The sequence below is a fragment of the Acrocarpospora catenulata genome (genome assembly GCF_018476525.1).
Classification (GTDB): Bacteria; Actinomycetota; Actinomycetes; order Streptosporangiales; family Streptosporangiaceae; genus Acrocarpospora; species Acrocarpospora catenulata.
The window spans coordinates 210,850-237,331 of sequence record NZ_JAHCST010000006.1 but is presented as its reverse complement, the minus strand read 5'-3'; the positions used below and the strand labels follow the sequence as shown (position 1 = coordinate 237,331).

At 68.1% G+C, this 26,482-nt stretch carries 26 protein-coding genes and 2 pseudogenes; 15 read left to right on the top strand and 13 right to left on the bottom strand.

The window, feature by feature from the left end:
* The 4 genes and pseudogenes from KIP79_RS46630 to KIP79_RS08910 all read right to left on the bottom strand — a co-directional run.
* A pseudogene (locus KIP79_RS46630) lies at positions 1-792 on the bottom strand (indolepyruvate ferredoxin oxidoreductase family protein); the annotation flags it as partial.
* Positions 789-2,057 carry a M24 family metallopeptidase gene (locus tag KIP79_RS08920; RefSeq protein WP_214104215.1) on the bottom strand — a complete coding sequence of 423 codons (1,269 nt, stop codon included), beginning with the start codon at positions 2,055-2,057 and terminating at the stop codon, positions 789-791. The pseudogene KIP79_RS46630 and the gene KIP79_RS08920, both read right to left, overlap by 4 nt.
* A 72-nt stretch (positions 2,058-2,129) precedes the next feature.
* Entirely contained in the window at positions 2,130-3,311 is a 1,182-nt protein-coding gene (locus KIP79_RS08915) for an SGNH/GDSL hydrolase family protein (RefSeq protein ID WP_214104214.1), read from the bottom strand.
* Between the two features lie 10 nt (positions 3,312-3,321).
* A complete protein-coding gene (locus tag KIP79_RS08910) occupies positions 3,322-4,119 on the bottom strand; it encodes an SDR family NAD(P)-dependent oxidoreductase (RefSeq protein WP_214104213.1) in 798 nt (265 codons plus the stop codon).
* A gap of 140 nt (positions 4,120-4,259) precedes the next feature.
* On the opposite strand from KIP79_RS08910, the gene KIP79_RS08905 reads away from it, so the two are divergent.
* The 5 genes and pseudogenes from KIP79_RS08905 (at position 4,260) to panD (ending at position 10,345) form a co-directional block, all read left to right on the top strand.
* Complete coding sequence (locus KIP79_RS08905; protein ID WP_214104212.1) at positions 4,260-5,525, top strand: ABC transporter substrate-binding protein; 1,266 nt, start codon at positions 4,260-4,262, stop codon at positions 5,523-5,525.
* Positions 5,526-5,563: 38 nt separating this feature from the next.
* On the top strand, positions 5,564-6,373 hold the full coding sequence (locus KIP79_RS08900) for an ABC transporter ATP-binding protein (protein WP_250212883.1): 810 nt from the start codon (positions 5,564-5,566) through the stop codon (positions 6,371-6,373).
* Positions 6,370-9,216 (top strand): ABC transporter permease subunit, encoded by a 2,847-nt coding sequence (locus KIP79_RS08895; RefSeq protein ID WP_214104211.1) that lies wholly within the window; start codon positions 6,370-6,372, stop codon positions 9,214-9,216. The genes KIP79_RS08900 and KIP79_RS08895 overlap by 4 nt, the downstream gene beginning before the upstream one ends.
* A 43-nt stretch (positions 9,217-9,259) precedes the next feature.
* Positions 9,260-9,556, top strand: a pseudogene (locus KIP79_RS46625) (class I SAM-dependent methyltransferase); the annotation flags it as partial.
* A gap of 366 nt (positions 9,557-9,922) precedes the next feature.
* Complete coding sequence (gene panD, locus KIP79_RS08885) at positions 9,923-10,345, top strand: aspartate 1-decarboxylase (RefSeq protein WP_214104267.1); 423 nt, start codon at positions 9,923-9,925, stop codon at positions 10,343-10,345.
* 164 nt (positions 10,346-10,509) lie between these two features.
* On the opposite strand, the gene KIP79_RS08880 is transcribed toward panD, so the two are convergent.
* Together KIP79_RS08880 and KIP79_RS08875 are read right to left on the bottom strand one after the other, a co-directional pair.
* Positions 10,510-10,971, bottom strand: a complete 462-nt coding sequence (locus KIP79_RS08880; protein ID WP_214104210.1) for a hypothetical protein — start codon at positions 10,969-10,971, stop codon at positions 10,510-10,512.
* Positions 10,972-10,976: 5 nt separating this feature from the next.
* Positions 10,977-11,432: a hypothetical protein gene (locus KIP79_RS08875; RefSeq protein ID WP_214104209.1), complete on the bottom strand. Its 456-nt coding sequence runs from the start codon at positions 11,430-11,432 to the stop codon at positions 10,977-10,979.
* 93 nt (positions 11,433-11,525) lie between these two features.
* Between KIP79_RS08875 and KIP79_RS08870 the strand changes: the two genes are divergently transcribed.
* Positions 11,526-13,166 carry a glycoside hydrolase family 43 protein gene (locus KIP79_RS08870; protein ID WP_214104208.1) on the top strand — a complete coding sequence of 547 codons (1,641 nt, stop codon included), beginning with the start codon at positions 11,526-11,528 and terminating at the stop codon, positions 13,164-13,166.
* 312 nt (positions 13,167-13,478) lie between these two features.
* Here the strand turns inward: KIP79_RS08870 and KIP79_RS08865 are convergent, their stop codons facing one another.
* From KIP79_RS08865 to KIP79_RS08855, 3 genes are all read right to left on the bottom strand, one after another.
* Positions 13,479-14,060: a dihydrofolate reductase family protein gene (locus tag KIP79_RS08865; RefSeq protein WP_214104207.1), complete on the bottom strand. Its 582-nt coding sequence runs from the start codon at positions 14,058-14,060 to the stop codon at positions 13,479-13,481.
* Positions 14,061-14,127: 67 nt separating this feature from the next.
* Positions 14,128-14,667: an AraC family transcriptional regulator gene (locus KIP79_RS08860; RefSeq protein ID WP_214104206.1), complete on the bottom strand. Its 540-nt coding sequence runs from the start codon at positions 14,665-14,667 to the stop codon at positions 14,128-14,130.
* 21 nt (positions 14,668-14,688) lie between these two features.
* Positions 14,689-14,967 (bottom strand): hypothetical protein, encoded by a 279-nt coding sequence (locus KIP79_RS08855; RefSeq protein ID WP_214104205.1) that lies wholly within the window; start codon positions 14,965-14,967, stop codon positions 14,689-14,691.
* A 276-nt stretch (positions 14,968-15,243) separates the two neighbouring features.
* On the opposite strand from KIP79_RS08855, the gene KIP79_RS08850 reads away from it, so the two are divergent.
* Positions 15,244-15,423, top strand: a complete 180-nt coding sequence (locus KIP79_RS08850) for a hypothetical protein (RefSeq protein ID WP_214104204.1) — start codon at positions 15,244-15,246, stop codon at positions 15,421-15,423.
* Positions 15,424-15,428: 5 nt separating this feature from the next.
* The gene (locus KIP79_RS08845; RefSeq protein WP_214104203.1) at positions 15,429-16,436 is read left to right on the top strand and encodes an RNA polymerase subunit sigma-70; all 1,008 of its coding nucleotides are present in this window, start codon (positions 15,429-15,431) and stop codon (positions 16,434-16,436) included.
* Between the two features lie 325 nt (positions 16,437-16,761).
* Here KIP79_RS08845 and KIP79_RS08840 read toward each other — a convergent pair whose 3' ends face one another.
* The 3 genes from KIP79_RS08840 to KIP79_RS08830 are packed head-to-tail and all read right to left on the bottom strand — an operon-like array spanning position 16,762 to position 18,563.
* Positions 16,762-17,346, bottom strand: coding sequence for a dihydrofolate reductase family protein (locus KIP79_RS08840; protein ID WP_214104202.1), 585 nt, complete (start codon positions 17,344-17,346; stop codon positions 16,762-16,764).
* Positions 17,347-17,402: 56 nt separating this feature from the next.
* Positions 17,403-17,585 (bottom strand): hypothetical protein, encoded by a 183-nt coding sequence (locus KIP79_RS08835; RefSeq protein ID WP_214104201.1) that lies wholly within the window; start codon positions 17,583-17,585, stop codon positions 17,403-17,405.
* Between the two features lie 30 nt (positions 17,586-17,615).
* Positions 17,616-18,563, bottom strand: a complete 948-nt coding sequence (locus tag KIP79_RS08830; protein ID WP_214104200.1) for an SDR family NAD(P)-dependent oxidoreductase — start codon at positions 18,561-18,563, stop codon at positions 17,616-17,618.
* Between the two features lie 101 nt (positions 18,564-18,664).
* Here KIP79_RS08830 and KIP79_RS08825 point away from each other — a divergent pair, with 101 nt between their 5' ends.
* The 3 genes from KIP79_RS08825 to KIP79_RS08815 all read left to right on the top strand — a co-directional run bounded on the left by KIP79_RS08825 (position 18,665) and on the right by KIP79_RS08815 (position 20,310).
* Positions 18,665-19,330 (top strand): TetR/AcrR family transcriptional regulator, encoded by a 666-nt coding sequence (locus tag KIP79_RS08825; protein ID WP_214104199.1) that lies wholly within the window; start codon positions 18,665-18,667, stop codon positions 19,328-19,330.
* A gap of 332 nt (positions 19,331-19,662) precedes the next feature.
* The gene (locus tag KIP79_RS08820) at positions 19,663-20,082 is read left to right on the top strand and encodes a hypothetical protein (RefSeq protein WP_214104198.1); all 420 of its coding nucleotides are present in this window, start codon (positions 19,663-19,665) and stop codon (positions 20,080-20,082) included.
* A gap of 3 nt (positions 20,083-20,085) precedes the next feature.
* Entirely contained in the window at positions 20,086-20,310 is a 225-nt protein-coding gene (locus KIP79_RS08815) for a helix-turn-helix transcriptional regulator (RefSeq protein WP_214104197.1), read from the top strand.
* A 269-nt stretch (positions 20,311-20,579) separates the two neighbouring features.
* Here KIP79_RS08815 and KIP79_RS08810 read toward each other — a convergent pair whose 3' ends face one another.
* The gene (locus KIP79_RS08810) at positions 20,580-21,320 is read right to left on the bottom strand and encodes a VOC family protein (protein WP_214104196.1); all 741 of its coding nucleotides are present in this window, start codon (positions 21,318-21,320) and stop codon (positions 20,580-20,582) included.
* A gap of 286 nt (positions 21,321-21,606) precedes the next feature.
* Between KIP79_RS08810 and KIP79_RS08805 the strand changes: the two genes are divergently transcribed.
* The 4 genes from KIP79_RS08805 (at position 21,607) to KIP79_RS08790 (ending at position 26,321) form a co-directional block, all read left to right on the top strand.
* On the top strand, positions 21,607-23,589 hold the full coding sequence (locus KIP79_RS08805) for a hypothetical protein (RefSeq protein WP_214104195.1): 1,983 nt from the start codon (positions 21,607-21,609) through the stop codon (positions 23,587-23,589).
* Positions 23,590-23,796: 207 nt separating this feature from the next.
* Positions 23,797-24,282 carry a GntR family transcriptional regulator gene (locus KIP79_RS08800; RefSeq protein WP_250212882.1) on the top strand — a complete coding sequence of 162 codons (486 nt, stop codon included), beginning with the start codon at positions 23,797-23,799 and terminating at the stop codon, positions 24,280-24,282.
* Positions 24,283-24,312: 30 nt separating this feature from the next.
* A complete protein-coding gene (locus KIP79_RS49295) occupies positions 24,313-25,107 on the top strand; it encodes an IclR family transcriptional regulator (protein WP_214104194.1) in 795 nt (264 codons plus the stop codon).
* A gap of 275 nt (positions 25,108-25,382) precedes the next feature.
* Positions 25,383-26,321: a zinc-binding dehydrogenase gene (locus tag KIP79_RS08790; protein ID WP_214104193.1), complete on the top strand. Its 939-nt coding sequence runs from the start codon at positions 25,383-25,385 to the stop codon at positions 26,319-26,321.
* The last annotated feature ends 161 nt before the right edge of the window (positions 26,322-26,482 follow it).

Below are 26,482 nucleotides of genomic sequence, written 5' to 3'. Positions count from 1 at the left end.
CGCGTAGCGGCGGGCGATCTCAAGCCGGACGCCGTTGCGGCTCTCCTCCAGCCCGGTGAGCGCGGGCTGGAGGAGCCTGGCCGTCACTTCGTGCCGGTATGGCTTCCCGTCGAGGATGATCTCGGGGCGGATCGGGGCGAACGCGAAGGCGTCGAGATCGACCTGGCCGGTGCCGTCGGCGACATTGGTGGCGATTTTCAGGGACACCCAGAGGCCGCTGGCGCGGGACATCTCCACGGCGTGCATGCCCAGCCAGAGCGCGTTCGCCGGGTCTGACGGATACAGGATCGGGAGCCCGAGGTCGGCCAGCAGCGCTTCCGACGAGCCGGGAACGGTGGACGATTTCGCGGCGGGATCGTCCCCTACGAGGGCGACCACTCCGCCGGCGGGGTGGGTTCCGCCCAGGTTGCCGTGCCGGATCGCGTCCGCCGCCCGGTCCAGGCCGGGCGACTTTCCGTACCAGAATCCGCTGACACCGTCGAACCTCTTCTCGGGTCTGGCCGAGGCAAGTTGGGTTCCCTGCACCGATGTCGCGGCGAGTTCCTCGTTGACGCCCGGCCGGAACACGATGTCCAGCTCTTCCAGCAGCGGTGTCTGGCGTGCGAGTTCGAGGTCGTATCCGCCCAGGGGGGAGCCTTCATAGCCGGAGATGAACGCGGCTGTCGCACGGCCGGCGTTTTTGTCCCATCGACGCGCGTCCATCGGCAGTCGCACGAGCGCCTGAACACCGGTGAGTTCCACGGTGCCGGTCGTGCGCAGGTACCGGTCGCGCGGGCGCGGTGGGGTTGTCATGGCAGTTCACTGGGCGACGTCAGGTACTCGACGTTCCCGTTTCGTACGATGCCCGTGTCGCCCAGGATGCCGAAATAGTTGGTCGCTCGGTGCACGACGGTCGGGTGAATCACGACGGCCATCCCCTCCTCGACGGTCATGGGGTTGTCAGGCATGAACTGAAGAGATGTCTCCTGGAAATGACCGTCGCGGTCACCACTGATCTTCCCGAGCTCGCCGGCCGACCAGTAGCCGATCCAGTGGCCGGAGCGTGCGATCGGCTCGAAGCCGTATTTGTCGCACGCGTCCAGGGTGACCTTCCACAGGGCGTCACCGGTCATGCCCACCCGGCACCTGTCCCGCATCGTCTCCTGGACGGCCTTGAGGCCATCGAGCACGTGCGTCTGCGCCTTACTCGGCTCACCCACCACCCAGGTGCGGCAGTACTGCACATGCCAGCCGCGGTAGGTGACGGGCAGTTCGCCGCCGATCATGTCGCCTTCGCGGATTCGGTCGTCGGGAAGTTCGTATCCAGGGTCGAACGGCCACCATGGTTTCCCTTCGCCGGTCATGACCGAGAACAGCGGGTAGGCGTTCATCTCATGGTCGACCAACGTGCGGTACATGGCGCGGAACGCATCCCGATAGGTGACGCCGGGCTGGGCGGCCTCCGCCAGCGCGCGCATGGTCGCCTCGGCCGCCCGCTGACTGTAGGTCAGCTGGGTCTCCTCCCAGGCCGAGTTGATCGTGGTCGCGATGCCTTTGAGTATCGAGTCCGCGATCTCGAATGACGCGTTCGGAAGCGCCGCCTTGGTCTCTTCCAGACCCGGCCAGGCGCCGATGGTTCCGATGCGGCCCTGCTCCAGCCCGTAGCCTTTCAGCGTGGGGATCACGTCCTGGTCGTAGGTGGCGCCCAGCAGGCCGAAGAACGTGCGCGCGTTCTCCTCGGGGGTTTTCGCCGACGTGCCGACGATCTGCTTGATCCACGTGCGGTCGCGTGCCTTGGCCAGCGCGCCGCCGCCGGGGCCCGGCGACAGGACCAAGGTCGCCTCGCCCTCAAGGGGGAGGACGACCACGGTGTAGTAGAGCGGCCATCTCAGGCCGAAGCCCGATAGGTAGGCGCCGGCCCGGAACCCGGCCTCCAGGCCGTACGGGTTGTCGCCCACGACGAGGGCGTCGAGGCCCTTTTGCCGCATCGCGGCACGCACAGCCGCCACGCGGCGCTCGTACTCGGCGACATCCTCAGGTGCCAGGGCGTGGCCGGCCTTGGGGAACGCGTTCTCCATCTTGGTGATCCGTCCTTCATTCCTGTCGGGCTCTCCCGATTAACAATACGGTATTCTCGTATCGTTATTCAATCAGCGTGCGTCGCCGAAGGTTCCACCGGGCTCGAAGGCCAGCCGGGCGAACCGTTCACCGATGAGTCGTTGCGTCTCGGGGCCGGGGTGGAGGTCGTCGGGCAGCGGGACATCGATGGCGTCGGACTCGCCGTAGAGTTCCCGGCCGTCCAGGTATGCGATGTTCTGGTCGCTCTTCGAGCGCTCTTCGAGGATTCGCTTCAGCTCGGACCGGGTCACATTCAAGGTCAGCTTCCCGGCTGCCACCTCGTCAGGGTTGCCGGCGGCGCGGAACCTGAGTCCGCCCTCCTTCATGGCGGAGAAGTCCGGAAGGGTCGGGCCGGGGGTGTCCTCGTGGATCGGGCAGCAGATCGCGGAGATGACCAGCAGTGGCGTGTCCGGGTGGCCTTCGCGGATCAGGTCGAGAAAGCCGTTGACCGCCGGGGCGAAGGCGCGCAGCCGCATCAGGTCGGTGTTCACGAGGTTGATGCCGATCTTGACGCTGATCAGGTCCGCGGGCGTATCCCTGATGGTCCGCGCGGTGAACGGATCGAGCAGCGCGCTACCCCCGAAGCCCAGGTTCGTCAGTTCGACCTCGCCGAGCGCCGCGGCGGTCGCGGGCCAGGTGGCGGTCGGGCTGCTTGAGAACGATCCGTGGCTGATCGAGCTTCCGTGATGCAGCCAGCGTCGACGGCCGCCGACCGGAACGGCGGAGACGGGAGCGTCGGTGCGCAATGCGATGATCTCGGTAGTTTCGTTCCACGGGAGCCAGATCTCGGCGGTCTTCTCGCTCGTACCCAACTGATCGAACCTGACGGTGGTCGGCGCGCCAGGCTGGAATGTCGAGGTGCCCGACATCATGTCGACAGTCAGGGAGTTTCCGCCGGTCGCGGTTGCCTGAGCGGTGAGCGCGCCGTCGATGACCAGGTCATAGACGCCCTCGGGCCGAGGTGGCGCGCCTACGTAGCCGAGTTTGGTCGGCACGGTGTCCAGTTCGATGACGTTCGCCCGGGTGCGAAATACCAGGCGCACACCGGACGGCTGCGATTCGGCCATGGCGAGCTGGCCGTCCGCCTGGGCGCGGGCCCAGTCGGGGAGCCGGTGGGGAAGCACGCCACCGGCGGCGGATCGCTCCAGTTCGATGGCGCCGTGAAGCAGTGGCGCGAGGTCGTCGTGACCGGCGAGCTCATGTATGGAGTTCATTGCCAGATCCTTAATTTCGTGGAAAGTCGGGGCTGTAGAGCGCTGCCTCCATCCGGCGCACATGCTCTTCGACCTCCGCGAGCGTGATGCGCTCCCCGAGTGGAAGCGGCTCCGACCCCGGCTGACAGATCCACGCCTCACCGGTGCCGCCCGAACTGATCGCGCGCACGACCGCGGTCGCGATGTCCGCCGGTTGGAGCAGGGGAAGCCCGACCTCGTTGAGGTACTTTGTCGCGGCTTCGCTCACCAGCGGAGTCGCGACCACGCCCGGGCAGATCGCGTTGATCGTGATCTTGTGCTGAGTCAGCGTCGGGGCGAGACCTCGGACAAGCCCGATGACGGCATGCTTGGCCATGCAGTAGATCGGATCCTGCGCGTATGCGAAGAGGCCGGCCAGGCCGGATGTCGCCAGGATCGCCCCTCCCCGGCCGGCCGTCATGATTTTCACGGCTTCGCGGGTTCCGAACACCATCTGGTCCACGTTGACCGCGAGGGCTCGGCGATACCGAGCGTCGGTCAGCGCCGCGATATCCGCCTCGCCGGTGTTCGCGCCGGCGTTGAGATAGGCGATGTCGAGCCCGCCCAGACGGGCGGCGGCGGCGTGGAAACCCTCGGCCACCTGCACCGGGTCGCCTACGTCCATTCGCAGGAAGAGGCCGGCCACCTCCTCGGCCGCCCGCGTGCCCCGATCCACGTCGAGATCCGCCACGGCGACGGTCGCGCCCTCGGCCGCGAGTCGGCGAACCGTCGCCAAGCCGATTCCGGACGCTCCGCCGGTGACGAGCGCACGCCTTCCAGCCAGTTCCATTGCCAGCTCCCTTGCGAGTCGACGAAGGCAGCCCGTCCTCAAAAAATCAGGCATGCGACTCTTTACGATACGGGAATACCGTATCACAATTGGGCACCACCCTCGCCCTCTCGGTGCTGGGCTGAAAGGAAAGGCAAGACGTGAGACTCACCAACTGGAACCGGGCATCGCGGGCCGCGATGATCGCAGCGGTTGCCCTCGGAACCGTGCTCAGCGGCTGCGGGAACCCGGACGGCCAGACATCGTCCGGCTCGCCCGGTTCATCTGGCCCGGTCAGAGGCTTCGACGGCAAGACCATCACGGTCGCGGGAATGGGAGTCAAGTCCCAGATGCCGTCCGCCGAGTGGGGTGCCAAGGCCCGCATCGAGCGGTTCAACAAGGACAACGAGCTCGACGGGATCACGATCGACTACAGGGCGTTCGTCGACGACCAGGCCAACCCCGCCACCTCGCTCGCCGAAGCACGCCGTCTCGTCACGTCCGAGAACATCTTCGCCATCGTCGGCAACGTCTCCATGACCTCTCCCGGCCGGTACTACGCGCAGCAGGAGGTGCCGTACTTCGGATTCGGCATCGACCCGACCTACTGCTCCGACAAGCCCGAGCAGCTGTGGGGCTTCGGCTTCTCCGGTTGCCTCACGCCGGCCGATCCCAAGGAACTCCCCGACGCCTTCGGCCTGCTCTACAGGTACGCGGTCGACAAGACCGGGTCCACCAAGCCGACGATCGCCATGTTCAGCAGCGACACCGAGTCCGGACGGATCACGGCCAAGTACGGCGAGGCCGAGCTCAGGGGAACCGGCTTCGATGTCGTCTTCTCCAAGGCGATGGTTCCGCCGCCGCCGGTCTCCGACTTCACGCCGTACGTCCAGCAGCTCCTGAACTCGAACAACGGACAGGCGCCCGACGTCATTCAGTGCTACCTCTCGGCCGACTGCGTCCAGATATACGCGCTTCTCAAGGCCAACGGTTTCAAGGGCATCTACGCGCACAGTCTCTGGTCTGACGCCGTGCTGAAGCCGATGGAAGGCAGCGTCGTCCCGGTCGCGTGGGCCAATCCGAACGAGTCCACCCCGGCGGCCGACCAAATGCGCGCGGACCTCAAGACTGTCAAGCCCGACCAGCTGATCGACATCGGAGCCGTGGCCGGCTACTTCGGAGCCTCGATGTTCATCGACGCCCTCAAGATCGCGGCCAACGGCGGGGCGCGGAACATCACGCCGCGGGCCGTCCGCGACGCCGCCTCGACGATGACATTCGAGATCAAGGACCTGGTCGGCCCCACCAGATACCCGGACGCATCCTCGGTCGCCACCGGCTGCCGCGCTCTCCTCCAGGCCACCGGCACCGAGTGGAAGACGGTTCAGCCGTTCCAGTGCCTTGAGCAGCGCTTCCCCGTCTCTTGACGCGCTCCATCGAACCAGCCGAGCCCGAGGTAGTTCAGTTGCACACCACCAGCCAGTCATCACCAATCCTGGAACTCCAAGACATCAGCGTGCGCTTCGGCGGCATTCATGCGCTCAACGGCGTGGGCTTCTCAGTCCTCGGAGGCGAAACCCTCGGCCTTATCGGTCCGAACGGAGCCGGCAAGACGACGCTGTTCGACGTAATAGCCGGCGTCCGCCGTCCGGACCAGGGCCGCGTGCTGTTAGACCAGCGTGACGTCACCGGCCGATCTGAAGCGGAGCGCGCCCGCAAGGGACTGCGGCGAACCTTCCAGCGCGTGCAGACCTTCGGGTGGCTCAGCGTCGAGGACAACATTCTCGTTCCACTCGACTGCGGGGGAGGAGGGGGCGGCTTCCTCGGCGACATCTTCTCCCTCCCCGCCCGCGGGCGCCGCGAGAAGAGCCGCCGACGCCGGGTCGCCGAAGTCGTCGAACTGTGCGGGCTTCAGGGCGTCCGTCGTGAACTGGCCGCCGGCCTCCCCATCGGGGTCGCCCGCATGGTCGAACTCGCGCGAGCGATCATCGATCAACCCCGGCTGCTGCTCCTCGACGAACCGGCCTCCGGGCTCGATGACGACGAAGTCGGCCGGCTCGGTGCGCAGATCCAGGCCCTCACCGGGGCAGGATGCGCGATCGTCCTCGTCGAACACGACATGGCGTTCGTGATGAAGCACAGCGACCGGGTAATCGTTCTCAATCAGGGCGCCGTCCTCGCCGAAGGGCTACCCGAAGACATCAAGCGGAACCCGGCTGTTCGCGTCGCGTATCTAGGCGCCGATCACAGCGGCGAGAAGGTGCGGACGGCATGAGAGAGTTCCTTAACCTCACCGTGTCCGGACTCGTCACCGGCGCCATTTATTCGATCATGGCGTCCGGGCTCGTCCTGACCTACACCACTTCCGGGCTCTTCAACCTCGCCCACGGCGCCATCGCGTTCGCCACCGCGTATCTCTATTACCAACTGAACACCGGCCTCGGCTGGCCCGCCGCGCTCGCTTTCATCGTCAGCGTCTTCGTCTTCGCGCCGCTCCTCGGGTTCCTCCTCGACCGCCTGATGCTCCGGCGCCTGGCCCGCGCACCGCTCTACGCGCGAATCGTCGGAACCATCGGCCTGCTGATCGCCCTGCCCAACCTGGTGATGTGGCTGTGTGTCACCCTCGGTCGCGATGTTCTCGGAATCGGCTTCGCCGACAACGCCGCGGTCCAGGAAGGCACGGCGGTCCCCGGCATCGGCCCGAGCCCGGCACGTCTCTTCCAGCCGCTGCCGAACATCGTGATCAGCTCGGACCAACTCGCGGTGTTCATCGCCGCCGGCATTTCCGCGGTCGCACTCTGGTACGTCATCCGCCGCACCGGCGTCGGCCTCGAGATGAGGGCGGTGGTCGACCGTGAATCCCTCGCCGAGTTGCGCGGAGTGAATTCGGCTCGCGCCTCGGCCGTCGCCTGGGTTCTCACCATGGTGCTCGCCGGGCTGGGCGGCGTACTCATGGCACCGCTCTTCTCGCTCACCGAGGGCATTTACACCCTCGTGGTGCTGGGGTCACTCGCGGGCGTCGTGCTCGGCGGGCTCAGGTCCATCCCCATCGCCTTCGCCGGCGGTCTGGCGCTGGGGGTGGTGCAGAACTGGATCGCAGGGTACGGCGACCGTTTCCTGCCCGACACCATCAGCAGCCTGAGCGGCCTGAAGGGCGCGGTCCCGTTCATCCTCGCCCTGATCCTGTTGATGATCTTCGGCAAGGACCGCTCGCGGCGGGGCGGAACCGTGGCAGAAGAGTCCCCGCGACCCGACCACCGATCATCGCTGTCCCCACTCCGCCGCCGCCTGCCGTGGCTGATCTGGACGGGGATCCTGCTGGCGTACGGCCTTCAGTGGGTGCCCGTCGACGTGCTTCAGGCGAGCACCTACACCCAGACCTGGATCGCCCAAGGCCTCGCTGTGTCGGTCATCTTTCTGTCGTTCGTCGTGGTCACCGGACTCGGCGGAATGGTCAGCCTCGCTCAGGCGACCTTCGTCACGGCCGGGGGTTTCGCTGCGGGCTGGGTACTGTCTCACCAGTGGGGAACGGACATCCCGCTCATCGTCCACGATGGTGAACTCGTTTTCGTCTGGGCGGTGTTGGTCGGCGTCGGCGTGGCCACCGGCGCCGGGTTGCTGGTCGCCTTCCTCATGACGCGACTCGGCGGAATCAGCCTCGCGCTCGGCACCCTCGCCGTCGCACTCGTCGCAGCGGCCGTCATCTTCCCGCAGCAGAGCATCGGGAACGGAGACAGCGGCTGGGCGATCAGGCAGCCCGCCCTCGACATTCCTGGGCTCAATCAGATCCACGACCTGCTGCTCCCCGGACCGCAGCCCTACTTCGACGCGTCCCAACTGCCCGACCAGATCCTGCTGTTCCTGGCGGTGTTCGGACTCATCACCCTCGCGATCCACGGATTCTCCCGATCGGCGTCAGGTCGTGCCATGCTGGCCATCCGCAGTTCCGAGGTGGCCGCGGCAGCATCCGGCATTCGTGTCAACCGGACGAGGATCTTCGTATTCGCCTTCGCCGCAGGCATCGCCGGCCTCGGAGGCGTTCTGCTCGGTCTCTTCAGCTTCCAGGTGAGCAACTCGACCGCACCACCCATGACAAGCCTGTTCTGGCTCGCCCTGGCCGTGCTGTTCGGCATCCGCCGGCCTGGCGGCGCCCTGCTCGCGGGCCTGGCGTTCGCCGGCGGCAACGCGGTCTTCCACGCGCTCGCGAGCATCGCGCCCGGCTCATGGGTCAACGACCTGCTCAACTCGCCCCACCTCCTGCCGATCCTCGCCGGCCTCGGGGCGATCCAGCTCGCACAGGAACCCGACGGCATCCTTCCCCTGGTCGGGAACCAGAAGCTCGCCAAGCGCCGCGATTCTGCGAGCCCCAAAGTCCACGAGCACGACACCAATGCGACAGAGCGGCCGATCGTGACCGCAGCGTCTGCCGACGTCGCGCTACAGATGAAGGATGTCGTCGCCGGCTACGACGGTGTCGAAGTCCTTCACGGAGTCACACTTCGTCTCGAACCCGGAACAGTGACGGCGCTCATCGGGCCGAACGGCGCAGGGAAATCGACACTATGCGCGGTGGCGGCCGGGCTGGTCGGCCAGACTGCCGGCTCGGTCGTACTCGGCGGAACCGACATGACCGACGTGCCGACCTACTCGCGTGCGCGCAGCGGCTTTCTCCTGATCCCCGAAGCGCGTGGTGTCTTCCCCGGCCTGACCGTCGAGGAGAACCTTCTGGTCCTGCTCAAGGAAGAAGAGCAACGAAAACTCGTATACGAGCGTTTCCCGATCCTCGGTGAACGCAGAAACCAGGCAGCCGGTCTCCTCTCCGGTGGAGAGCAGCAGATGCTCAGCCTCGCACCGGCCCTCGCCCGGCCACCCAGTGTGCTGATCGCCGACGAGCCGACCCTCGGCCTCGCCCCACTTGTCGGTGAGCAGGTGCTTGACGCGATCGTCGCACTCAGCTCCCTCGGCACCGCCGTTCTGCTCGTCGAGGAACATGCGCAGAACGCACTCCACTTTGCCGACCATATCCTGTGCATGAGTCGCGGCTCGATCGTGTGGTCCGGTAAGCCACCGGAAACCAATATCGAGCACCTCGTCGGGAATTACCTTTCTGCGCAGTAATTTGTCATGCCGGGACGGGTTACAGGCACGCGCGCGAGCGACAATGCAGGAAGGGCACCGAGATCACCGGCCTGCCACCGGTCAGGCGCTCGGAGTCGGATGCGGTGAAGGCGCCGACGTACTCTGGCTCGCCCGGCACGGCTGGCAGGTCACCGCAGTCGACATCTCCCAGATCGCCCTGCAACGCGCCGCGGCCAAGGACGTCAGGGGCCGAGTGGCGTGGGCACTGGCCGACCTCACCACCACGGCACCCCCAGCAGGCGCCTTCGACCTGGTATCCATCCAGTACTTCCCGCTCCGGCGCCAGCCGCACCACGCCACGCTGCGCGGCCTGCTGGACGCCGTCGCCCCCGGCGGCACGCTGCTGTTCGCCACCCACGCCCCCGCTGATCTGGCCCCACGCCCAGAGCAGGGCTTCGACCCCGCCGACAACTACCAGCCCGACGACATCGCACAACTGCTCGACCACACCTGGCACGTCCTGATCAAAAGCCCGCCCCCGCACCGTCCCGGCCCTCGTCGGCACACACCACACCCACGACACCGTCCTGCGAGCACAACGCCTGCCATAGTCCCGGTACGCAGGTCAGCGGCGCCCCGCGTTACCTTAGTGATCCCCGGATGGCGGTGGCCCCTCGGTGGTGACATACCATCAAGGCGCCTTGGGGGCCCACTACGAGGGACCGCGCAGACCCTGTGGGGGATGATGTTCCGTACGCTGATGAAGTCGAAGATCCACCGCGCCACCGTCACGCAGGCGGACCTGCACTACGTCGGGTCGGTGACGATCAGCGCGGACCTGATGGCCGCGGCCAACCTGGTTGAGGGCGAGAAGGTCGACATCGTCGACATCGACAACGGCAACCGCCTGTCCACGTACGTGATCGAGGGCCCGGCGGGCTCCGGAGTGATCGGGATCAACGGGGCCGCGGCCCGGCTCATCGACGTGGGCGACCTCGTGATCATCATCGCGTACGCGCTGGTGGCCGAGGCGGAGATCGATGCGCTGAAGCCGAGCGTCGTCTTCGTCGACCAGCACAACCGGCCGGTCCACCTCGGCAGCGACCCGGCGGCCGTGCCGGACGGCACGGGCCTGGTCCGGGGCGACCTGGCTCCCGGGATGCGCTGAACCGCCGCCTGTTGATGATGGTTCCGGGGGTAGCGCAGAGCGAAAAGGGTGGGCACGTACAGCGGGCCATCGACGCCGAGCTGGTTGATCCAGACGACTGGCGCCATCGTTGTCTGTCGGCGTGGACCTGCTTCGCCGGGCGCCGACAGTCGCGTCAGTTACACCTAGGGCGTCCTGTCGGGCAAGGCCGCATACCATGTGCCGTCATGTTCCGGTCCGGGCAGCCAGGCCGGAGGATCGGCCAAGCCGAGCGCCTCTTCAGCCCACGCCAGCATGTACGCGTCCGTGGCCGCGGGCGGCCGGGGCGCCCGCACGACCCCGCCTAGCAGGATCCAGTCGCGGTCGGGGAAGAGCGCGTACTGCTGGATGAGCAGGTCACTGGTGGTGTGCCAGCCGTCCTCTTCGATTTCCTTCCAGGGCAGCAGCCGCGTCCGCAGCAGGCTGGTGGCCCAGGCCTTCGCATGGTGAGAGCTCAGCGTGCCTGGAGCACGGCCGAGGAGAATGCCCGCGATCATGGTTTCTCGGCCATACCGTACGGCCGGGCGACCCGTACCCGGCGGAACGGTCTGCCCGCTGACAGGCGAGAACCCGGAGATCTGCGTGTCGGCATGTCGAATGTCAGCCACGGGAGTCAAACCCTGCGCGCCAACTGCCGAGATGATGGAGACTTGGGTGTCGGTCGTGCGGGGATCATCACCTGAGACCACGCCCCCAGGATAACGCCGCACCGTTTCTCGGGGTTGAGGAACTGGCAGGCAGCGCCACCCAGGACGCGCTCGCCGGGGCCGTCCCCGACGCCGACTCCGCCCACCAGGTCCTGCACGATCCGGGCCTGCATGATCGGGCCGCGGTGCGTCGCGGCGAGTACGGCGAGGCCTTGCCCGACGAAACCTCGCGCACCACCAGCTGCGGCGCGCCGGGGAAGGCCACGGTGGGCGGCGACGAAGGTGCGGGTGGCGGAGTCGACGGCGCGGCGTTCACCAGCTGTAGTGGCGACGGAGGCGTCGGCGACGGCTGTGACCGCGTTGCCGGTGCTGTGGCTGTCGTGGGTGTCGTTCATGGTGTGCTGGTCCTTGCCGTGCAGCACCGCGCGGCATTCGGCGCGGGCCCGGCCGACTGCCGCTGAACTCCTCTGGTGCCCCTTCCCGATGGGCGGGGGCGGGTGGTCGGAAAGGACCGCATGACACAACCGTCGGCACCGGCCATACGCAACCCGGTACTGCCTGGATCGCACCCCGACCCGTCGGCCGTGGTCGTTGACGGCTGGGTCTACGTGGCGACCTCGACCTTCGAGTGGAGTCCGGGCGTCCGCATCCACCGCTCCCGCGACCTCGTGCGCTGGGACCCGCTCGGCGGCGCGCTCGGCGCGGACCGGCTGCTGCGACTGGAGGGCACACCGGACTCCGGCGGCGTCTGGGCTCCCAGCCTGACCTGGGCGGACGGCCTGTTCCACCTCGTCTACAGCAACGTGTCCACCTACGCGGGCGGCTTCACCGACTGCCCCAACCTGCTGACCACCGCGGCCGCCCCCATCGGTCCCTGGTCGGACCCCGTCCCCCTGCATTCGCGCGGGTTCGACCCGTCGCTCTTCCACGACGGGCCGGACAGCTGGCTGCTCAACCTCGTCCACGACTGGCGCCCCGGCCATGGCGGCAGCGCCGGCCTGGAAGCCGTCCGCTACGACCGTACCGCCCGCCGCCTGACCGGCGACCCGGTCCGCATCCAGCTCCCACCCAGGGCAGGCTGGATCGAGGGACCGAACCTGCTGCGCCGCGGCCCCTGGTACTACCTGACCACCGCCGACGGCGGCACCGGATGGGAACACCGGGTCACCGTCGCCCGCTCCCGCCACCTGACCGGCCCGTACGTCACCGACCCCGCCGGGCCGCTGCTCACCTCGCTCCACGACCCCGACCTTCCGCTCCAGAAAGCCGGGCACGGCAGCCTGTTCACCATGCCGGACGGCCGTACCTGGATCGCCTATCTCGCCGCCCGCCCCGTCGGCCGGCGCGGCCCGTGCATCCTCGGCCGCGAGACCGCCATCGCCCCGGTGGAATGGACCGACGACGGCTGGCCCCGCGTTCCCGGCGGGCGTCCGGCCATCACCGTGCCCGTCGGCCACGACCAGGTCCGCTCCACAGCGGAGGACACCGCCCTCACCCCCGCCCTGCCGCCCGCCGAGGACGACGACTTCGACGCCCCGAACCTCGGCCCACAGTGGTCCACGCTCCGGCGCCACGCCGCCCCCGACTGGCTCTCGCTGACCGAACGCCCCTCCCACCTGCGCATCCGGGGCGGCCGCTCACCCCAGAGCCTCATCGGCCCCAGCCTCGTCGCCCGCCGCGTCCCCGCCCCGTGGTCCACCTTCGAAGCCGACATCGAGTTCCGCCCCCTCGGCTTCCAGCACCTGGCCGGCGTGACCCTCTACTACAACACCCGCAACTGGCACTTCCTCCACATCACCGCAGACGACACCGGGCAGGCCGTGCTCCACCGCGCCACCTGCGACCGCGGCGTCACCACCGTCGATGAGGACGGCGGCCTGCCCCTGCCCGATACCGACACCGCCCCGATCAGCCTCGCCCTGGATCTCCAAGGCCCGCTGCTGCGCACCCGCGTCCGGCTGGAGGGCACCTGGCAGGAGTTCGGACAGCCCTTGGACGCCACCGTGGTCTCCGACGAGCACGCCGAAGACATCGACGCAGGTGGCCTACGCACCCTGGGCTTCACCGGAGCCTTCTTCGGCCTATGGGTCTGGGACCTGACCGGCAGCGCCCTCCCCGCAGACTTCCACCGCGCCCGAACCCTCGTCACGGTATGACATAGGAGATCCCTATCCGTCGGGGTGTTCCTGGCCGAGGACCCGCTGGCAGTCCCACCCGGCGCGGTGGCCTTGGTTGCGGAGCAGTTGGACCTGGATCCGGCCATGCTCAGGCCAAGTCCGTTCGGGGGTCGGCCAAGATACGACGGAAACCGGCAACCAGTGATCTTGAGTTGAACTGGCCGCAGGTGAGCTGCTGGGGCGGATCGGCGTCGGCTGCCCGACCAGGGACAGCGATGCGCAAACGCAGCCGGAGGCCCGATCTTGTGTCACCGTTCGCAGTGGACTTCTTCGCGTACCCGCTCAGATCGGTCAACGGCGCACCTGATAGCGCAGGTGAAGGACCCGGTTGCCCTGAATCATCACGTCAGGATCCTCCAGCAGGTGCTGCGCGTGGACCGACCCGAAGTAGCGCTTGCCGGACCCGAACACGACGGGTACGACGTCCATGCGCACCTCGTCGACCAGGCCCGCGGCAAGCACCTGGCCACCGACGTCGCCGGCGGCGACCTCGACCATGCGGTCACCCGCGAGCTCCTGCGCCTTGGCCACGGCTGCCTCGACACCGTCGACGAAGTGGAACGGCGCCTCGGGGTCCCAGCCCTCGGGCTCCGGCCGGTGCGTCACGACGACCACGTGGTCGATCCCGCTGGGAGGCTTCCCGTCCCAGCCGTCCGTCAGGTCGAAGACGTGGCGGCCGACGATCGTGACTCCGATCTGGTCCCAGTACGCCCGGGTGTAGTCGTAGGACGTCTGCGACACCTTCAGCGCGCCGCTCTCGTCCAACGGGACGTCACCGCTGGACAACCAGTCGAACAGCGGTCCGGGCTGGTCATTCTCGTCCGCGACGAAGCCGTCCACCGACACCGAGCTGTACATGACCACCTTGCCCACGGAGCTCTCCTCTGCTTTGGGGTGCCCCCAAAATTAGCGTGTCGTGAGCTGGCACTCTTGTAAGAAATCAATCGGCCGGCAGCGGCCAGCCGTCCAGCGCGTGGCCGGGATGTTCGCGCAGGAACCGCCGCCGGACTTCGACGTACCGGGTCGGCGTGAGCCCGGTGAACGCCCGGAACTCGTGGCCGAAGTGGGCCTGGTCGAAGTAGCCTGCGCCACCGGCGAGGTCGCCCCAGTCGATCGGTCCGGCGGGGTTGATCGCGAATACGGTGGCGGTGAAGCGGTAGGTGCGGGCCAGTCGCTTCGGCGTGACGCCGATGAGCTCCTTGAACCGCTGCGCCAGATGAGTGCTGCTGACACCGGCTGCCACGCTCAGGTCGCCGATCGCCACCGCCCCGCTGGTCGCCGCGATGACGCTGCTCGTATGGCGGACCAGCCCCAGACCGGCGGTCTCGCACAGCCGTCGCATCAGCTCCTCCTCGAGCAGCGTCAGCATCTCGTACGGCCCGGCCGCCGTGGCCAGCCGGTCCCGCAGCTCGGCAATGGCGGGCCGGCCCCAAACCTGCTCCACCGTCACTGGCCGGTCACACAGCTCGGCCGCGGGCATCGGCAGGAACGGCGCCAGCCCTCACGGCTTGAAGTGCACGCCGACTGACCGGGTCCCCGGCGGATAGCCGAACTCGAAGGCGCGGGTGGGCATGGTGACCACGCAGCCATCGGCGTACTCGGCCGTCTCGATGTCGGTGCCGGCGCGGATGCGGAACGGCGCCCCGAGGTTGACGATGAGCAACGCCGCCGGCATCGGCGGCAGCATCAGCCGGGCGTACGGCGGCGCACCCTCCAGGTAGTAAAGGTCGTCGATCAGCCCGTCCAGCGGCGGCCGCGGCACTCTGGACACGTACTCCACGCCCACAGTATCGCCGACGCCCCGCCGGCGAAGACGGTGCGCTGGGCGCGGCCGACCTGCTTCGCGGGGGCGGAGAGGGTGGCCGTTCACGAAAGTCCGGATCTGGTGACTGGTAAAGTGAGGGTTGGCCACCGTGCTGGCCCGACTCCGAGTCGATCGTGTCCACGTCACGACGACGGTGAGGACAAGCGGCTCCGACGCAGCACGACCCGAGAGCCCGCTGGACACAGATCATTGTCGGCGGAGTGACGTGGGGACTTCGCTGGAAGGATTCGTATGTCCAGCCAGAATCGCAAGCGTCGGGGCGAGATCCGCATGTTGATGGCCGAGACCGGCCTCATCTACACCCAGGCGGTCCGCGAGTTGGACCGCCTCGGTGTCAGCGGCTTCACCGCTCAGAAATCCTCCGCCACGTCGTCAGTTCTGGTAGCCCCTCGCCACCCGCGGAAGGATTGACGACCATGACCGACGCCAGACTGCCAGGCGACGACGAGGCCGCGTTCATCGCGGCGGCCCGCTCAACTGACGCAGCACAGTTCGCGCTCATCACGGAGCGCTACCGGCGTGAGCTGCAGGTGCACTGCTACCGGATGCTCGCGAACTACGAGGACGCCCAGGACATGACGCAGGAGACGTTCCTGCGGGTGTGGAGCAAGCGGGAGTCGTTCAAGGGCCACGCTGCGCTGCGGACCTGGCTTTACCGGATTGCGACGAACGCCTGCCTCGACTTCCTGGAGAAGCGCAACGACCGCACACCCGTGCCTGCCGAGCTGCCGGGCGCGGGCTCGGAAGTGCACTACCTGCAGCCCTACCCGGACCGGATGCTCCCGGAGGACCCGCAGGAATCGGTGGTGGCGCGGGAGACGATCGAGCTGGCGTTCATCGTCGCCGTCCAGCACCTGCCGCCGCGGCAGCGGGCGGTGTTCATCCTGCGCGACGTCCTCGGCTGGCCGGCGTCGAAGGCCGCCGACGCCCTCGAGCTGACCGTCGCGTCGGTGACCAGCGCACTGCAGCGGGCGCGCGTGACGATGCGCGAGCAGCTGCCCGACCGCCGCCTCGACTGGCGGAGCCCTGCCGCGCACGAGCTGTCGGATGACGAGCGCGGCGTGGTGAAGTCGTATATCGACGCCCATGAGCGCAACGACCTCGACGGGCTGATGGCCCTGCTGCGCGACGACCTGCGCTTCGCGATGCTGCCCGATCCGGGCACCTTGATCGTCACGGCCAAGGACGCGGTGGACGGCTGGGTCTCCAATGGGCTCTTCCAGCGCGGCTACGACGACTGGCGCTGCATCGCCACGACGGTCAACCGCATGCCTGCCGCCGCGCTGTACCTCCGCACCCCCGACGACCCGGAATACCGTCTGTTCACCATCGCGGTCCTGCACATCGTCGACGGGAAGATCGCCGAGCTCACCGGATTCGACGCCACCGACAAACCATGGCTGAGCCTGCCCGCGACGCTGTGATCAGGCAAGTCCCCATCGTCGACGAGTCCAGCGCACGGGCCGGCGTCACCGAAGTCACATCGGAATGAGCACCCCGACCAGCTGAACACCAACGCGGCAACGCGAGCACCACCGCCCCGCCGGCAACGCCGGCGGGGCATCCCTATGCCCGAAGAACATCGTCACGATCAACGACGCCGTCGTCCTCATCTTCAGCGAGCCGGTCAACAGCTCACACGGAAAGCAAGGAAGGGCCCGGGGAAGGTTCCCTCATCGCCGAGGGTCACGGTGAGCACGCCAGGAAGGAACTCGGCCTGGCCTTACGAGCCGAGCATTCGACCCGTGCTCATCGCCTCGTCTCGTATCGGGTCAGCACCACGCCGCCGGGAAATGTCCGCGTCTCGACCAGCTTCAGGTTCACCCAGCTGTCCAGCGCGGTGAAGAACGGCGTGCCGCCGCCCACCAGGACCGGATAGGTGACGATCGCGTACTCGTCGATCAGCCCGGCCCGCATGGCCGCCCCGGCGAGCGTCGCGCCGACGATGTCCATCGGGCCGCCGTCCTCGGCCCTGAGCCGGGTGATCTCGGCGACCGCGTCGCCGGTGACCAGGCGGGTGTTCCAGTCGACCTTGTCGATCGTCGAGGAGAACACCACCTTCGGCATGTCCCGCCAGCGGCGCGCGAACTCGATCTCCGCCGGTGTGGCGCCGGGCCGCTGGTCGGCGGTCGGCCAGTGGGAGCTCATCGTCTCCCACAGCTTGCGCCCGTACAGCGCCAGGCCCGTCGCGTCCACCCGGTCGGACCACCACTGGAACAGCTCGGCGCTTGACGAGGAGTCCGGTCCCTCTCCCCCGCTCCAGCCGAGGTCGTCGCCGGGCGCGGCGATGTAGCCGTCCAGGGTCACGTTCATGGCGAAGATCAGTTTCCGCATCGTGCCAGCCTCTCGTGAGTCGATCTCACACGTACAGACGGGGGCGGCGCGGAAACCTAATCGGTGCGCGATCTGCGTCCGCAGGTAGTCCTCGCGTTCCGGACGTCGACCAGCGCCACCGAGGGGCGCGCCTTGTGGTCGGTGAGAAACACCGGGCCGGTCTTGCGCCCGGCCGGCAGCCGGGCGGTGCCGGTCTGCCACACGATCACATCGCGGGCGCCGCCCTTTCGGGTCACCACCGCCCGCCGGTTCGCGGTATCCAGGGCCGGCTACATCGTGATGGCCGATCCGGAGGGAAACGAGTTCTGCTTGGACTGAACGATGGGGAACTTCACCCCGGTGAGGTCTTCGGAGACGGCCCACAGCCGTTGCTGGACGCCCATCTCGTACGACTCCGGGCTGGAGGTGACCAGCCGGGGGTGGCCCATGACCTCGTTGCGTCCGCCGGGACCGTAGTACTGGCCGCCGAGCGCGGCGGGATCGGTCGCGGCGCGCAGGGTAGGCAGCGCGCCCATCGCCGGCGTCTGGGTGATCAGCGGCGCGAGCCAGGTGAGCGGAAGCCGGAGGGCCGCGGGGGTGTTGCGGGCGAGCTCCGTGCTGGACAGGCCGGGGTGCGCGGCCACCGCTACGGTGGTGCCGTGCGTGGCGAGCCGACGCTGCAGCTCGTACGTGAACATCAGGTTGGCCAGCTTGGACTGACCATAGGCGGCGGCCCGGCTGTACGACCGCTCCCACTGCAGGTCGTCGAAGTGGATCGCAGCCCGGATGCGGTGGCCGGTGCTGCTGACCGTCACCACGCGCGAGCCGGGCACCGGCAGCATCAGATCCAGCAGCAGCCCGGTGAGCGCGAAGTGGCCGAGGTGGTTGGTGCCGAACTGCATCTCGAAGCCGTCCCGGGTGGTCTGCTTCGGGGTGTACATCACGCCGGCGTTGTTGATCAGCAGGTCGATCCTGTCGAGCCGGGACCGCAGCGCCGCCGCTGCGGTCCGGACGGAGTCGAGCGAGGTCAGGTCCAGCGCCTGCACGGTCACGTCGCCGGTCATGCGGGCCCCGGCCTGCTCGCCCTTCTCGACGTTGCGCACGGCGAGCACCACGGACGCCCCGCGCTCGGCGAGCGCCTTGGCTGTCTCGTACCCCAGTCCGGTGTTGGCCCCGGTCACCACGGCCACCCTCCCGCGCTGGTCCGGAATGTTCGCCGTCGTCCACTTCTCGCTCATGCCAGACTCCCAAAGTACCGAAGGTATCTTGTGCCGACAACGTTAAGGTACCTTCGGTACGTTGTCAAAGTACCGCAGGTACCTAAGTTAGGCTGGCGATCGTGACTTTCCAGCGGGCGCGGACCAAAGAGCAGCGGGAGATCCGCCGACGGGCGATCCTCGACATGGCGTCGGCGATGCTCGACGAGATGCCTGTGGCCGCGGTCACCCTGAACGAGCTCAGCCGCCGGGTAGGCCTGGCGAAGCCGAACGTGCTGCGCTACTTCGAGTCTCGCGAGGCGGTGCTGCTGGAACTGCTGGACCGCTTCCTGCAGGAGTGGCTGACGGAACTGGCAGGCGAGTTGGCCGCCGGCATCGACGAAAATCTATCCATGGCCGAGCGAGCCGCAGCGGTGGCCGAGATCCTCAGTCGCTCACTGTCCGGCCGAGTGGTGCTGTGCGAACTCTTCGGCGCACAGGGCAGCGTCCTGGAACACAACGTCTCCGTCGAGGTCGTGGCAGGCTACAAGCGCGCCTCCCTGGACCGCCTGACAACCATGAGCGCCCTGATCCGGAAGTACCTGCCGGAGTTGGGCGAGAACGCAACACTGTTCAGCCTGCAAACCATGGTCATGGCCGGCGCGCTGTCGGCGTACAGCACACCTCCACCCAGCCTGCAGGCGGCCTACCAGGCTGAGCCCGACCTGGCCCGCTTCCATTTGGAGCTGAACGACTACTTGAAGCTGGCCCTGACCGCAACCCTCCTGGGCGTGCTACCCCGCCGCTGACCTGCGTTGCACTGGAGACCCAGCGTTGCGGTGCGTGATCTTGGGCTGGTCTGCCACGATGATGCCCTGTGCGGCCGACCCTTTGTATCGGCGCAGGTCAGGCAAATCCGTTGGAAATTTCCCCGGGACTACAGCGAGGCCGTCCAGCGCCTGCCGACATCGGAACGGTGGTTGGCGGTAACTCCGCTCGCGCCGGCTCGCTAACGCCACTGACCGTTCCGTTGTCGATCAAGGCCCCACTCGCGCCGCGGGGCGGCGTAAAGATTTGTTGACATCACGTCTGCGCTGCTTTACTTTTGACTATGTCAAGTTTGTTGTACATGGGAGCGCGCATGTCCTCCGAAGAGAAGCGCACGTGGATCTACGTCGTGGTCGCGGTCGGCGTAGCCGTGGTCTACTTCGCGACCGTCCTGTCAAAGGTGCCGGGAACGGACGTGGCGACGATCGCCTACGTGTGGCCGATGCTCACCGCGATCGGTGTCGGGATCGCCGCGAACATCGTCCTGAACATCGTGGCCGCGATCCTCTCACCGAGGGAGGCCGACAAGACCGACGAGCGCGACAAGCAGATCAACCGGCTGGGCGAGTACGTCGGGTTCTACGTGATGAGCGTCGCCGCGATCGTCCCGCTCGGCCTGGCGATGGCGAACATCGAGCAGTTCTGGATCGCCAATACGCTCTACCTGGCGTTCGTCCTGGCCGCCCTCGCCTCCTCAATCGTGAAGATCGTCGCGTACCGGCGGGGCTTCTAGCCCATGGCCAAGCCCACCAGGGTCACCAACGCGATCCGAGCCCTGCGGTTCGCCCACGGAGAGATGACGCAGGCCGAGCTGGCCGACCGTGTCGGTGTAACCCGCCAGACCATCATCGCCATCGAGCAGGGCCGCTACTCGCCGTCACTGGAGATGGCCTTCCAGATCGCCCAAGTGTTCCGGGTGCCGCTCGACGACGTCTTCCAGTACCCCGACACCGAGGACTAACCGCCACATCAATACCACCAGGGTGCGGGGACACCGCCCCGCGGCCTTCCTCCTTCACGCCCAAAGCAAGGGAGAATCATGTACTCCCCTCAACGCCTCGCCGGGATCGTTGCCCTCTGCGCCAAGGTCGACAGGCCTGTGGCGCGCTCCAGGAAGCACCGCGTGACGACGCCCACATCGCTGCGGCGACGTGACCGTCGTACGGGTTCACGCAGCGTCACACATCGACCCTCCCTCGGCGCCGCCCAGGCTGTCGTTAAGGCTTCGCGTCAGGACAGGGCGAGGACGCAGAACTCGTGGCCCTCGGGGTCGGCCAGGCACGTCCACGGGACGTCGCCCTGGCCGAGGTCGAGGTCGGTGGCACCGAGGGTTCGCAGCCGGGCCACCTCCGCTGCTTTGTCGTCACCGGGGTACGGCAGCAGGTCAAGATGGACGCGGTCTGGCACGGTCTTCACGCCGGGCGTGCGGAGAAACTCGAGATACGGGCCGACACCCTTGGCGGAACGCAACACCGCATAATCGTCAGTTACCTCGTGCAGGGTCCAGTCCATCGCCTCGCCCCAGAACCGGGCCATGGCCCGCGGATCGGCGCAGTCGACCACCACCGCCGCGATCGGACCGGTGTCCCGGTAGACCTCCCGAGGCTCCAGCACACAGAACTCGTTGCCCTCCGGGTCGGCCAGGACCGTCCACGGCACCTCGCCCTGACCCACGTCGGAAGGCGTCGCACCCAGAGCCTTCAGACGCGCGACCAACTCCGCCTGATGAGCCGCGGAGGCGGTGGCGAGATCGAGGTGCACACGGTTCTTTGTTGTTGTCTTGGGTCCCGGGACGGGAACGACGTCGACGCCGACGGCGACCGGGTCCGGCCAAACGAGGCCGCCGACGGGTCCCACGTAGGTGGTGACGCCGGGGCTGTAAGCACTCCAGCCGAGCGCCTCCGCCCAGAACCGGCCGACCGCCGAGGCATCAAGAGCCTTGATGTTCACCTGAACAGGTCGCAGTGCCATGCCGGCGATCCTATGCGCCCGCTCTGCAACGACATCCGTGTCCTGACGGCCGGCGTGGATCGCAGGGAGCATTCTGAGAACGATGTTTTGCGAGAGGTTCTGAGAACGAAGATCGAGGATAAACCGGACATGCGCCGGACGGTGATCGGCTCTCGCAGAACTGGTCATTTCTGCGAATCGCGCACTTTGCGATCCAAGGGATGGGCCGGGCATGAAGGTTGCTAATACAGGTGGTGATCTTGGAGGCTCTCCTTAACGCCGCGTACGACTCTTCCAGGAGTGCCCTGTGATCATCGAGGATCTGTCCGAGCCGGAACTCGCCCTCTGGGAGGCGTTTCCCGCAGCGCGTCCTGTGGATCTTCCCGGCGCCCCCGTTCGGGCTGCGATCATCGCCAGGATGTTGCTCGGCGCCCGGGAACGCCTTGCAGGGCAGACGCCCGGCATGCACCTGTCCGGCGCCCGGATCGTGGGCCGATTGGACCTGTCGTACGCCGAGGTACAACACCCTCTGATCTTGACCAAGTGCGAGTTCGAGGAAACGCCGGTCTTCACCGGGGCCCGCACCGGCCTGGTGGACCTCGCGGCCTCCCGGGCACCCGGACTGCAGGCCGTAGACGCTGTGATCGGCGGGGCACTGCGCCTGGAAGGCTGCGAGATGGCCGGCCCGATCCAGCTCGCCGGGGCCCACGTGTCCGGGACACTGAATCTCAGCGGCGCAGCGATCCACGCACTTCAGGCCGTCCATGCCGACGGCCTGATTGTCGACCGTGATCTTCTGTGCGCGAACGCCGTCATCGACGGTGAGTTACGCGTTGTTGGCGCCAGGATCGGCGGGACGATGACCCTCGATGGCGCACGGGTCGGGCGGTCAGGCGGCTTCAGCCTCACCGCCGAGGGGGTCGTCATCGACGGCGGGTTGTCGTGTGCCCGCGGTTTCCGCTCGCGGGGGGAGCTGAGCGTGCAGGACGCCCGGATAGGGCGCCGGTGCGTCTTCAGCGGAGCCCGGCTGTCCAACCCGGACGGCATCGCCCTGAACGCGGAGAGACTCAGTGTCGAGGGCGGGCTGCGCATCGATGACGGCTTCTCGACCGAAGGTGAAGTCCTTCTGCGCGGAGCCCGCGTGGCTGGTTCGCTCCGTTTCGCGCAGGCGAGCCTCGCCAATCCGGGAAGACGCGCGCTGAACGCGCCGCTGATGGAGATCGGCAGCGGACTGCGGCTCACACCAGGTTTTGTGGCGAGCGGAGAGGTCTTTCTGGACTCCACCCAGGTCCGCGGATCGGTCAACCTCGACGGCGGGACGTTGGCCAACCCGGGTGCGACGGCGCTTTCCCTGCGTCGGCTGGGGGTCACCGGCAGGCTCAGCTGCAGCGAAGGCTTCCGTGCCGACGGGGAGATCGTGCTCATCAACGCCCGAATCGAGGGCAGCTTGCACTTTCACGGTGCCGCCCTCAGTAATCCCGGCGGGCGGGTTCTGTCCCTGTGGGAGGTGATCGCGGGCGGGGGCATCGACTGCTGCGAAGGCTTCACGGCCACGGGAGACGTCTCGATCAGGAACTCCCGGATCGCCGCCACACTGTGCCTTGCGGAGACCACCATCGACGGTGACCTTCACCTTCGTGGTGTAGAAGCGGCTTCGCTGAAGATCGGGCCCCAGACGGAACTGCTGCGGGCCGTCGACCTTCGCCACAGTCGGGTCGGCGTGCTCGATGACGTTCCCAGCCGGTGGCCTGCTCACGTCCTGATGAACGGCTTCACCTATGACGGCCTGGAGGCTCCCCTGCCTGTCCAGGAGCGACTTGACTGGCTGGCCAGGGAGGCCTACCAACCTCAACCCTATGAGCAGTTGGCCGCCGTCTACCGCCGGCAGGGCCACGATGAGGCTGCTCGGGACGTGCTGCTGGCCAAACAGCGTCGCCGCCGGTCGGGGCGGCGGCTCGGGGTGCGGCTGTGGGGATATGCGCAGGACTGGACCGTCGGGTACGGCTACCGACCCTTCCGCGCTGCGCTCTGGCTCGCAGCCCTTCTCCTTATCGGCACGGTCGTTTTCACCGCCCACCAGCCACCGGCCTTCAAGCCAGGCGAGGCTCCCCCCTTCAACGCCTTCCTCTACACCCTGGACCTGCTCCTCCCGATCATCAGCTTCGGACAGGAGAGCGCCTTCGGCCCGCGCGGCGCACAACAGTGGCTCGCCGCGGCGATGATCACTGCAGGGTGGATCCTCGCAACGACCATCCTGGCAGGCCTCACTCGCGCACTCTCCCGCCAATAACGCGACCAGAAGCGGCCACCTTGACGCCCTCTCAGCAGCCACTGACAGGGGGCCATAAGATCCCACCCCGCGTCCACGGCCCCGGATCGGGGGCGAAGTCCTGGTGGGCGACGAACGTAACGGGCGCGCAGCAGCCACCAGCTCGATCCTCCCGGTTTGGGCCGTGCGACGCGTTCTCACCGGCACCCCAAGACGGCACCGACGCTATTGCAGATAAATCAGCCACTATCTGCGATAGCTCTCAAGATCGTCGCTACCGCTAATTTCGGCACCGCCCGGATCGCCGCGGAGCTGCGGCTGCGTCCCGGCGACACCGCCCTGCGGCTGGAGCGGGTCCGCGAGTTCGCGGGACGTCCCGCCGTACACCAGGTGTCCTGGGTCCGCCGGCCGGTGGCCGACCAGATCCGCGACCGCGACTTCACCGCCGTCTCCCTCTACACGGCCCTGGCCGACGCGGGAGTGACGGTCGCCCGGGCGTCCGAGGTGGTCCGGCCCGGTTTGCTCGACCCCGCCGCCGCCCGCCACCTCCACGAGCCGCCGGGCAGCCCGGTGCTGGTCAGCACCCGGATCACCTACACGCCCGACGCCACGCCCGTGGTGTCCGACCATGCCACCATCCTCGGCAGCATGATGGAGATCCGCACCGAACGCGCCGCCACCGGCCTCTCGCTCACCTGGGGTGCCACCAGCTGAGAACCTCTCAGTGCTGCGTACGATGCGAGGGTGAGTCCCGCTCATCGGAACGATGGTGAGGTCAGCGCGATCGGGCGTGCGGCCGTTCTGCTGAAGGAGTTCCGGAAGGGGGACTCCGCGCTGGGCATCGCGGAGCTCACCCGGCGGACGGGGTTGCCCAAGTCCACGGTGCACCGGGCGGTGCATGAGCTGGTGCGGGTGGGCTTGCTGGAGCAGGCGGGCGGTGCCTTTCGGATCGGGCTGTTGCTGTTCGAGCTCGGGCAGACGGCGCCCCGGGCGAACGGCCTGGTGGAGGCGGCGCGGCCGCACATGGTGAACCTGCACGACGCGACCGGGCACAACGTGGCGCTGGCGGTGCTGGAGGAGGTCGAGGTCGTCTACGTGGAGATATTCCGGGGAGACCGCGGACGCCGACTGCCGCAGCGCGTCGGGGGCCGGTGGCCCGCTCATGCCAGTTGCTCGGGCAAGGTCATGCTCGCCTTCTCCCCGGCGGACCAGGTGCGGGGAGTTCTCGGCGGGGTGTTGCCCCGGCTGACCGCTCGCACCATAACCGATCCGTCGGCGCTGCTCGCCGAGTTGGCGCAGATCCGCCGTTCCGGGGTGGCGTTCGACCGGCAGGAGTCCATCGCGGGGGTGGTGGGGGCGGCCGCGCCGGTGCGGGACGGTGACGGCGCGGTGCTCGGCGCGCTGGCGATCTCGGGTCCGGTCGGCCGGATCAGTCTGTCGCGGGTGGACACGGCGGTGCGTGCGGGCGCCCTGGGGATCTCCCACGACCTGGCCCGCGATGCGTCGGTGGTGCGCCCGGTGCTGGGCCTCGGCCGATGAACGGCCTATACGAACCCGGCGCCGCCGCTGTCGTGACGATGATTCCGACCTGGCGTCCCGATGATCGGGACGGCTCCATTGCCGCTTCGTGATCGGCCGATGAGGATGCGACAACCGCGCAGCTGGAGGTCGTGATGAAGAAGCTGGTCATCGGGGTGCAATGGCCGCGATCCGGGACCGCTGCGGCATCCTGCTCGCCCCTACCCTGGCCAACGCCCCCGAGCACACGCTCCCGGCGGCGGGCTGAAAACAACAGGCAATCTCCAAAGGAGCAGATGATGATACGTGCGGTGGTCTCCGACCCTGCCATCCCCGGCGGAATGCGGATCGAGGAGGTGCCGCCCCCGCGACCGGGCGCGGGTGACGCCGTGGTGGCGGTGTCGGCGTTCTCCCTCAACGCCGGCGAGGTGCGCGAATCGCTCGCCCCGGCCCGCCGCTGGCGTCCGGGGTGGGACCTGGCCGGAGTCGTCGCGAGCGCGGCCGCCGATGGATCCGGACCCGCCGTCGGCACCCGGGTGGTGGGTTTCGCCGGTCTCGGCGGCGGTGGCTGGGCGCAGCGGGTCGCGGTGCGCACGGCCGATCTCGCCGTCGTGCCGGACGAGGTCTCCCTGGTGGAGGCGGCCTGTCTGCCGGTGGCCGGTCTGACGGCGCTGTTCGCACTGGAGCGCGGCGGGTTGCTGCTCGGGCGATCGGTGCTGGTCACCGGCGCGTCCGGGGGAGTGGGGCGGCTCGCCTGCCAGCTGGCGGCCGCCGCCGGCGCGACCGTGTATGCCTCGGTGCGCGGCCAGGAACAGGCCGCGGCCCTGGACGCGGTGCACGAGGTGGTGCTCGCCGATCATCCGCTGCCGCGGAGATTCGATCTGATCCTGGAGTCCGTGGGCGGGGACTCACTGGCCCGGTCGCTGGCCGGGCTGGAGGTCGACGGAACGTGCGTGCTCTACGGCAACGCGGCGGAGCGCGCGACGACGTTCCAGCCCTGGGATTTCTACCAGCGCGGCGCGGCCACGCTCTACGGGTTCTTCCTCGGTACCGAGTTACGTGACCGGTCCGCCGGCGGGGGACTGGACCGGCTGCTCGGGCTGGTACGAGACGGGCGGCTGACAATGCCCGTCGAGACCGAGGCGTCCTGGCGGGAACTGCCCGGGATCGCCCGCCGGTACCACGATCGTGAGCTCAGCGGAAAGGTCGTTCTGACCGTGGACCAAGACGGCTGAGATGAACGGCTCCGGCCGACCGGAGGTACGTACGGATACGGAGACGGGGTAACCGGCCGCGGATCCGTACGTACCCGGATGACCTTCGAAGACCGCGTGGTTAGCGTGAATCCCGACCTGAAACGCCCCGGGCCGGTACGCCGGACGGGTGCGGCACCGAG

Excerpts from the sequence above, each read along its gene's own strand:
- KIP79_RS08820 (WP_214104198.1), top strand. The coding sequence starts at position 19,663 with ATGTCCTCCGAAGAGAAGCGCACGTGGATCTACGTCGTGGTCGCGGTC.
- KIP79_RS08910 (WP_214104213.1), bottom strand. The coding sequence starts at position 4,119 with ATGGAACTGGCTGGAAGGCGTGCGCTCGTCACCGGCGGAGCGTCCGGA.
- KIP79_RS08840 (WP_214104202.1), bottom strand. The coding sequence starts at position 17,346 with ATGCGGAAACTGATCTTCGCCATGAACGTGACCCTGGACGGCTACATC.
- panD (WP_214104267.1), top strand. The coding sequence starts at position 9,923 with ATGTTCCGTACGCTGATGAAGTCGAAGATCCACCGCGCCACCGTCACG.
- KIP79_RS08870 (WP_214104208.1), top strand. The coding sequence starts at position 11,526 with ATGACACAACCGTCGGCACCGGCCATACGCAACCCGGTACTGCCTGGA.
- KIP79_RS08790 (WP_214104193.1), top strand. The coding sequence starts at position 25,383 with ATGATGATACGTGCGGTGGTCTCCGACCCTGCCATCCCCGGCGGAATG.
- KIP79_RS08830 (WP_214104200.1), bottom strand. The coding sequence starts at position 18,563 with ATGAGCGAGAAGTGGACGACGGCGAACATTCCGGACCAGCGCGGGAGG.
- KIP79_RS08920 (WP_214104215.1), bottom strand. The coding sequence starts at position 2,057 with ATGGAGAACGCGTTCCCCAAGGCCGGCCACGCCCTGGCACCTGAGGAT.
- KIP79_RS08895 (WP_214104211.1), top strand. The coding sequence starts at position 6,370 with ATGAGAGAGTTCCTTAACCTCACCGTGTCCGGACTCGTCACCGGCGCC.
- KIP79_RS08810 (WP_214104196.1), bottom strand. The coding sequence starts at position 21,320 with ATGGCACTGCGACCTGTTCAGGTGAACATCAAGGCTCTTGATGCCTCG.
- KIP79_RS08860 (WP_214104206.1), bottom strand. The coding sequence starts at position 14,667 with ATGCCCGCGGCCGAGCTGTGTGACCGGCCAGTGACGGTGGAGCAGGTT.
- KIP79_RS08915 (WP_214104214.1), bottom strand. The coding sequence starts at position 3,311 with ATGAACTCCATACATGAGCTCGCCGGTCACGACGACCTCGCGCCACTG.
- KIP79_RS08845 (WP_214104203.1), top strand. The coding sequence starts at position 15,429 with ATGACCGACGCCAGACTGCCAGGCGACGACGAGGCCGCGTTCATCGCG.
- KIP79_RS08815 (WP_214104197.1), top strand. The coding sequence starts at position 20,086 with ATGGCCAAGCCCACCAGGGTCACCAACGCGATCCGAGCCCTGCGGTTC.
- KIP79_RS08850 (WP_214104204.1), top strand. The coding sequence starts at position 15,244 with ATGTCCAGCCAGAATCGCAAGCGTCGGGGCGAGATCCGCATGTTGATG.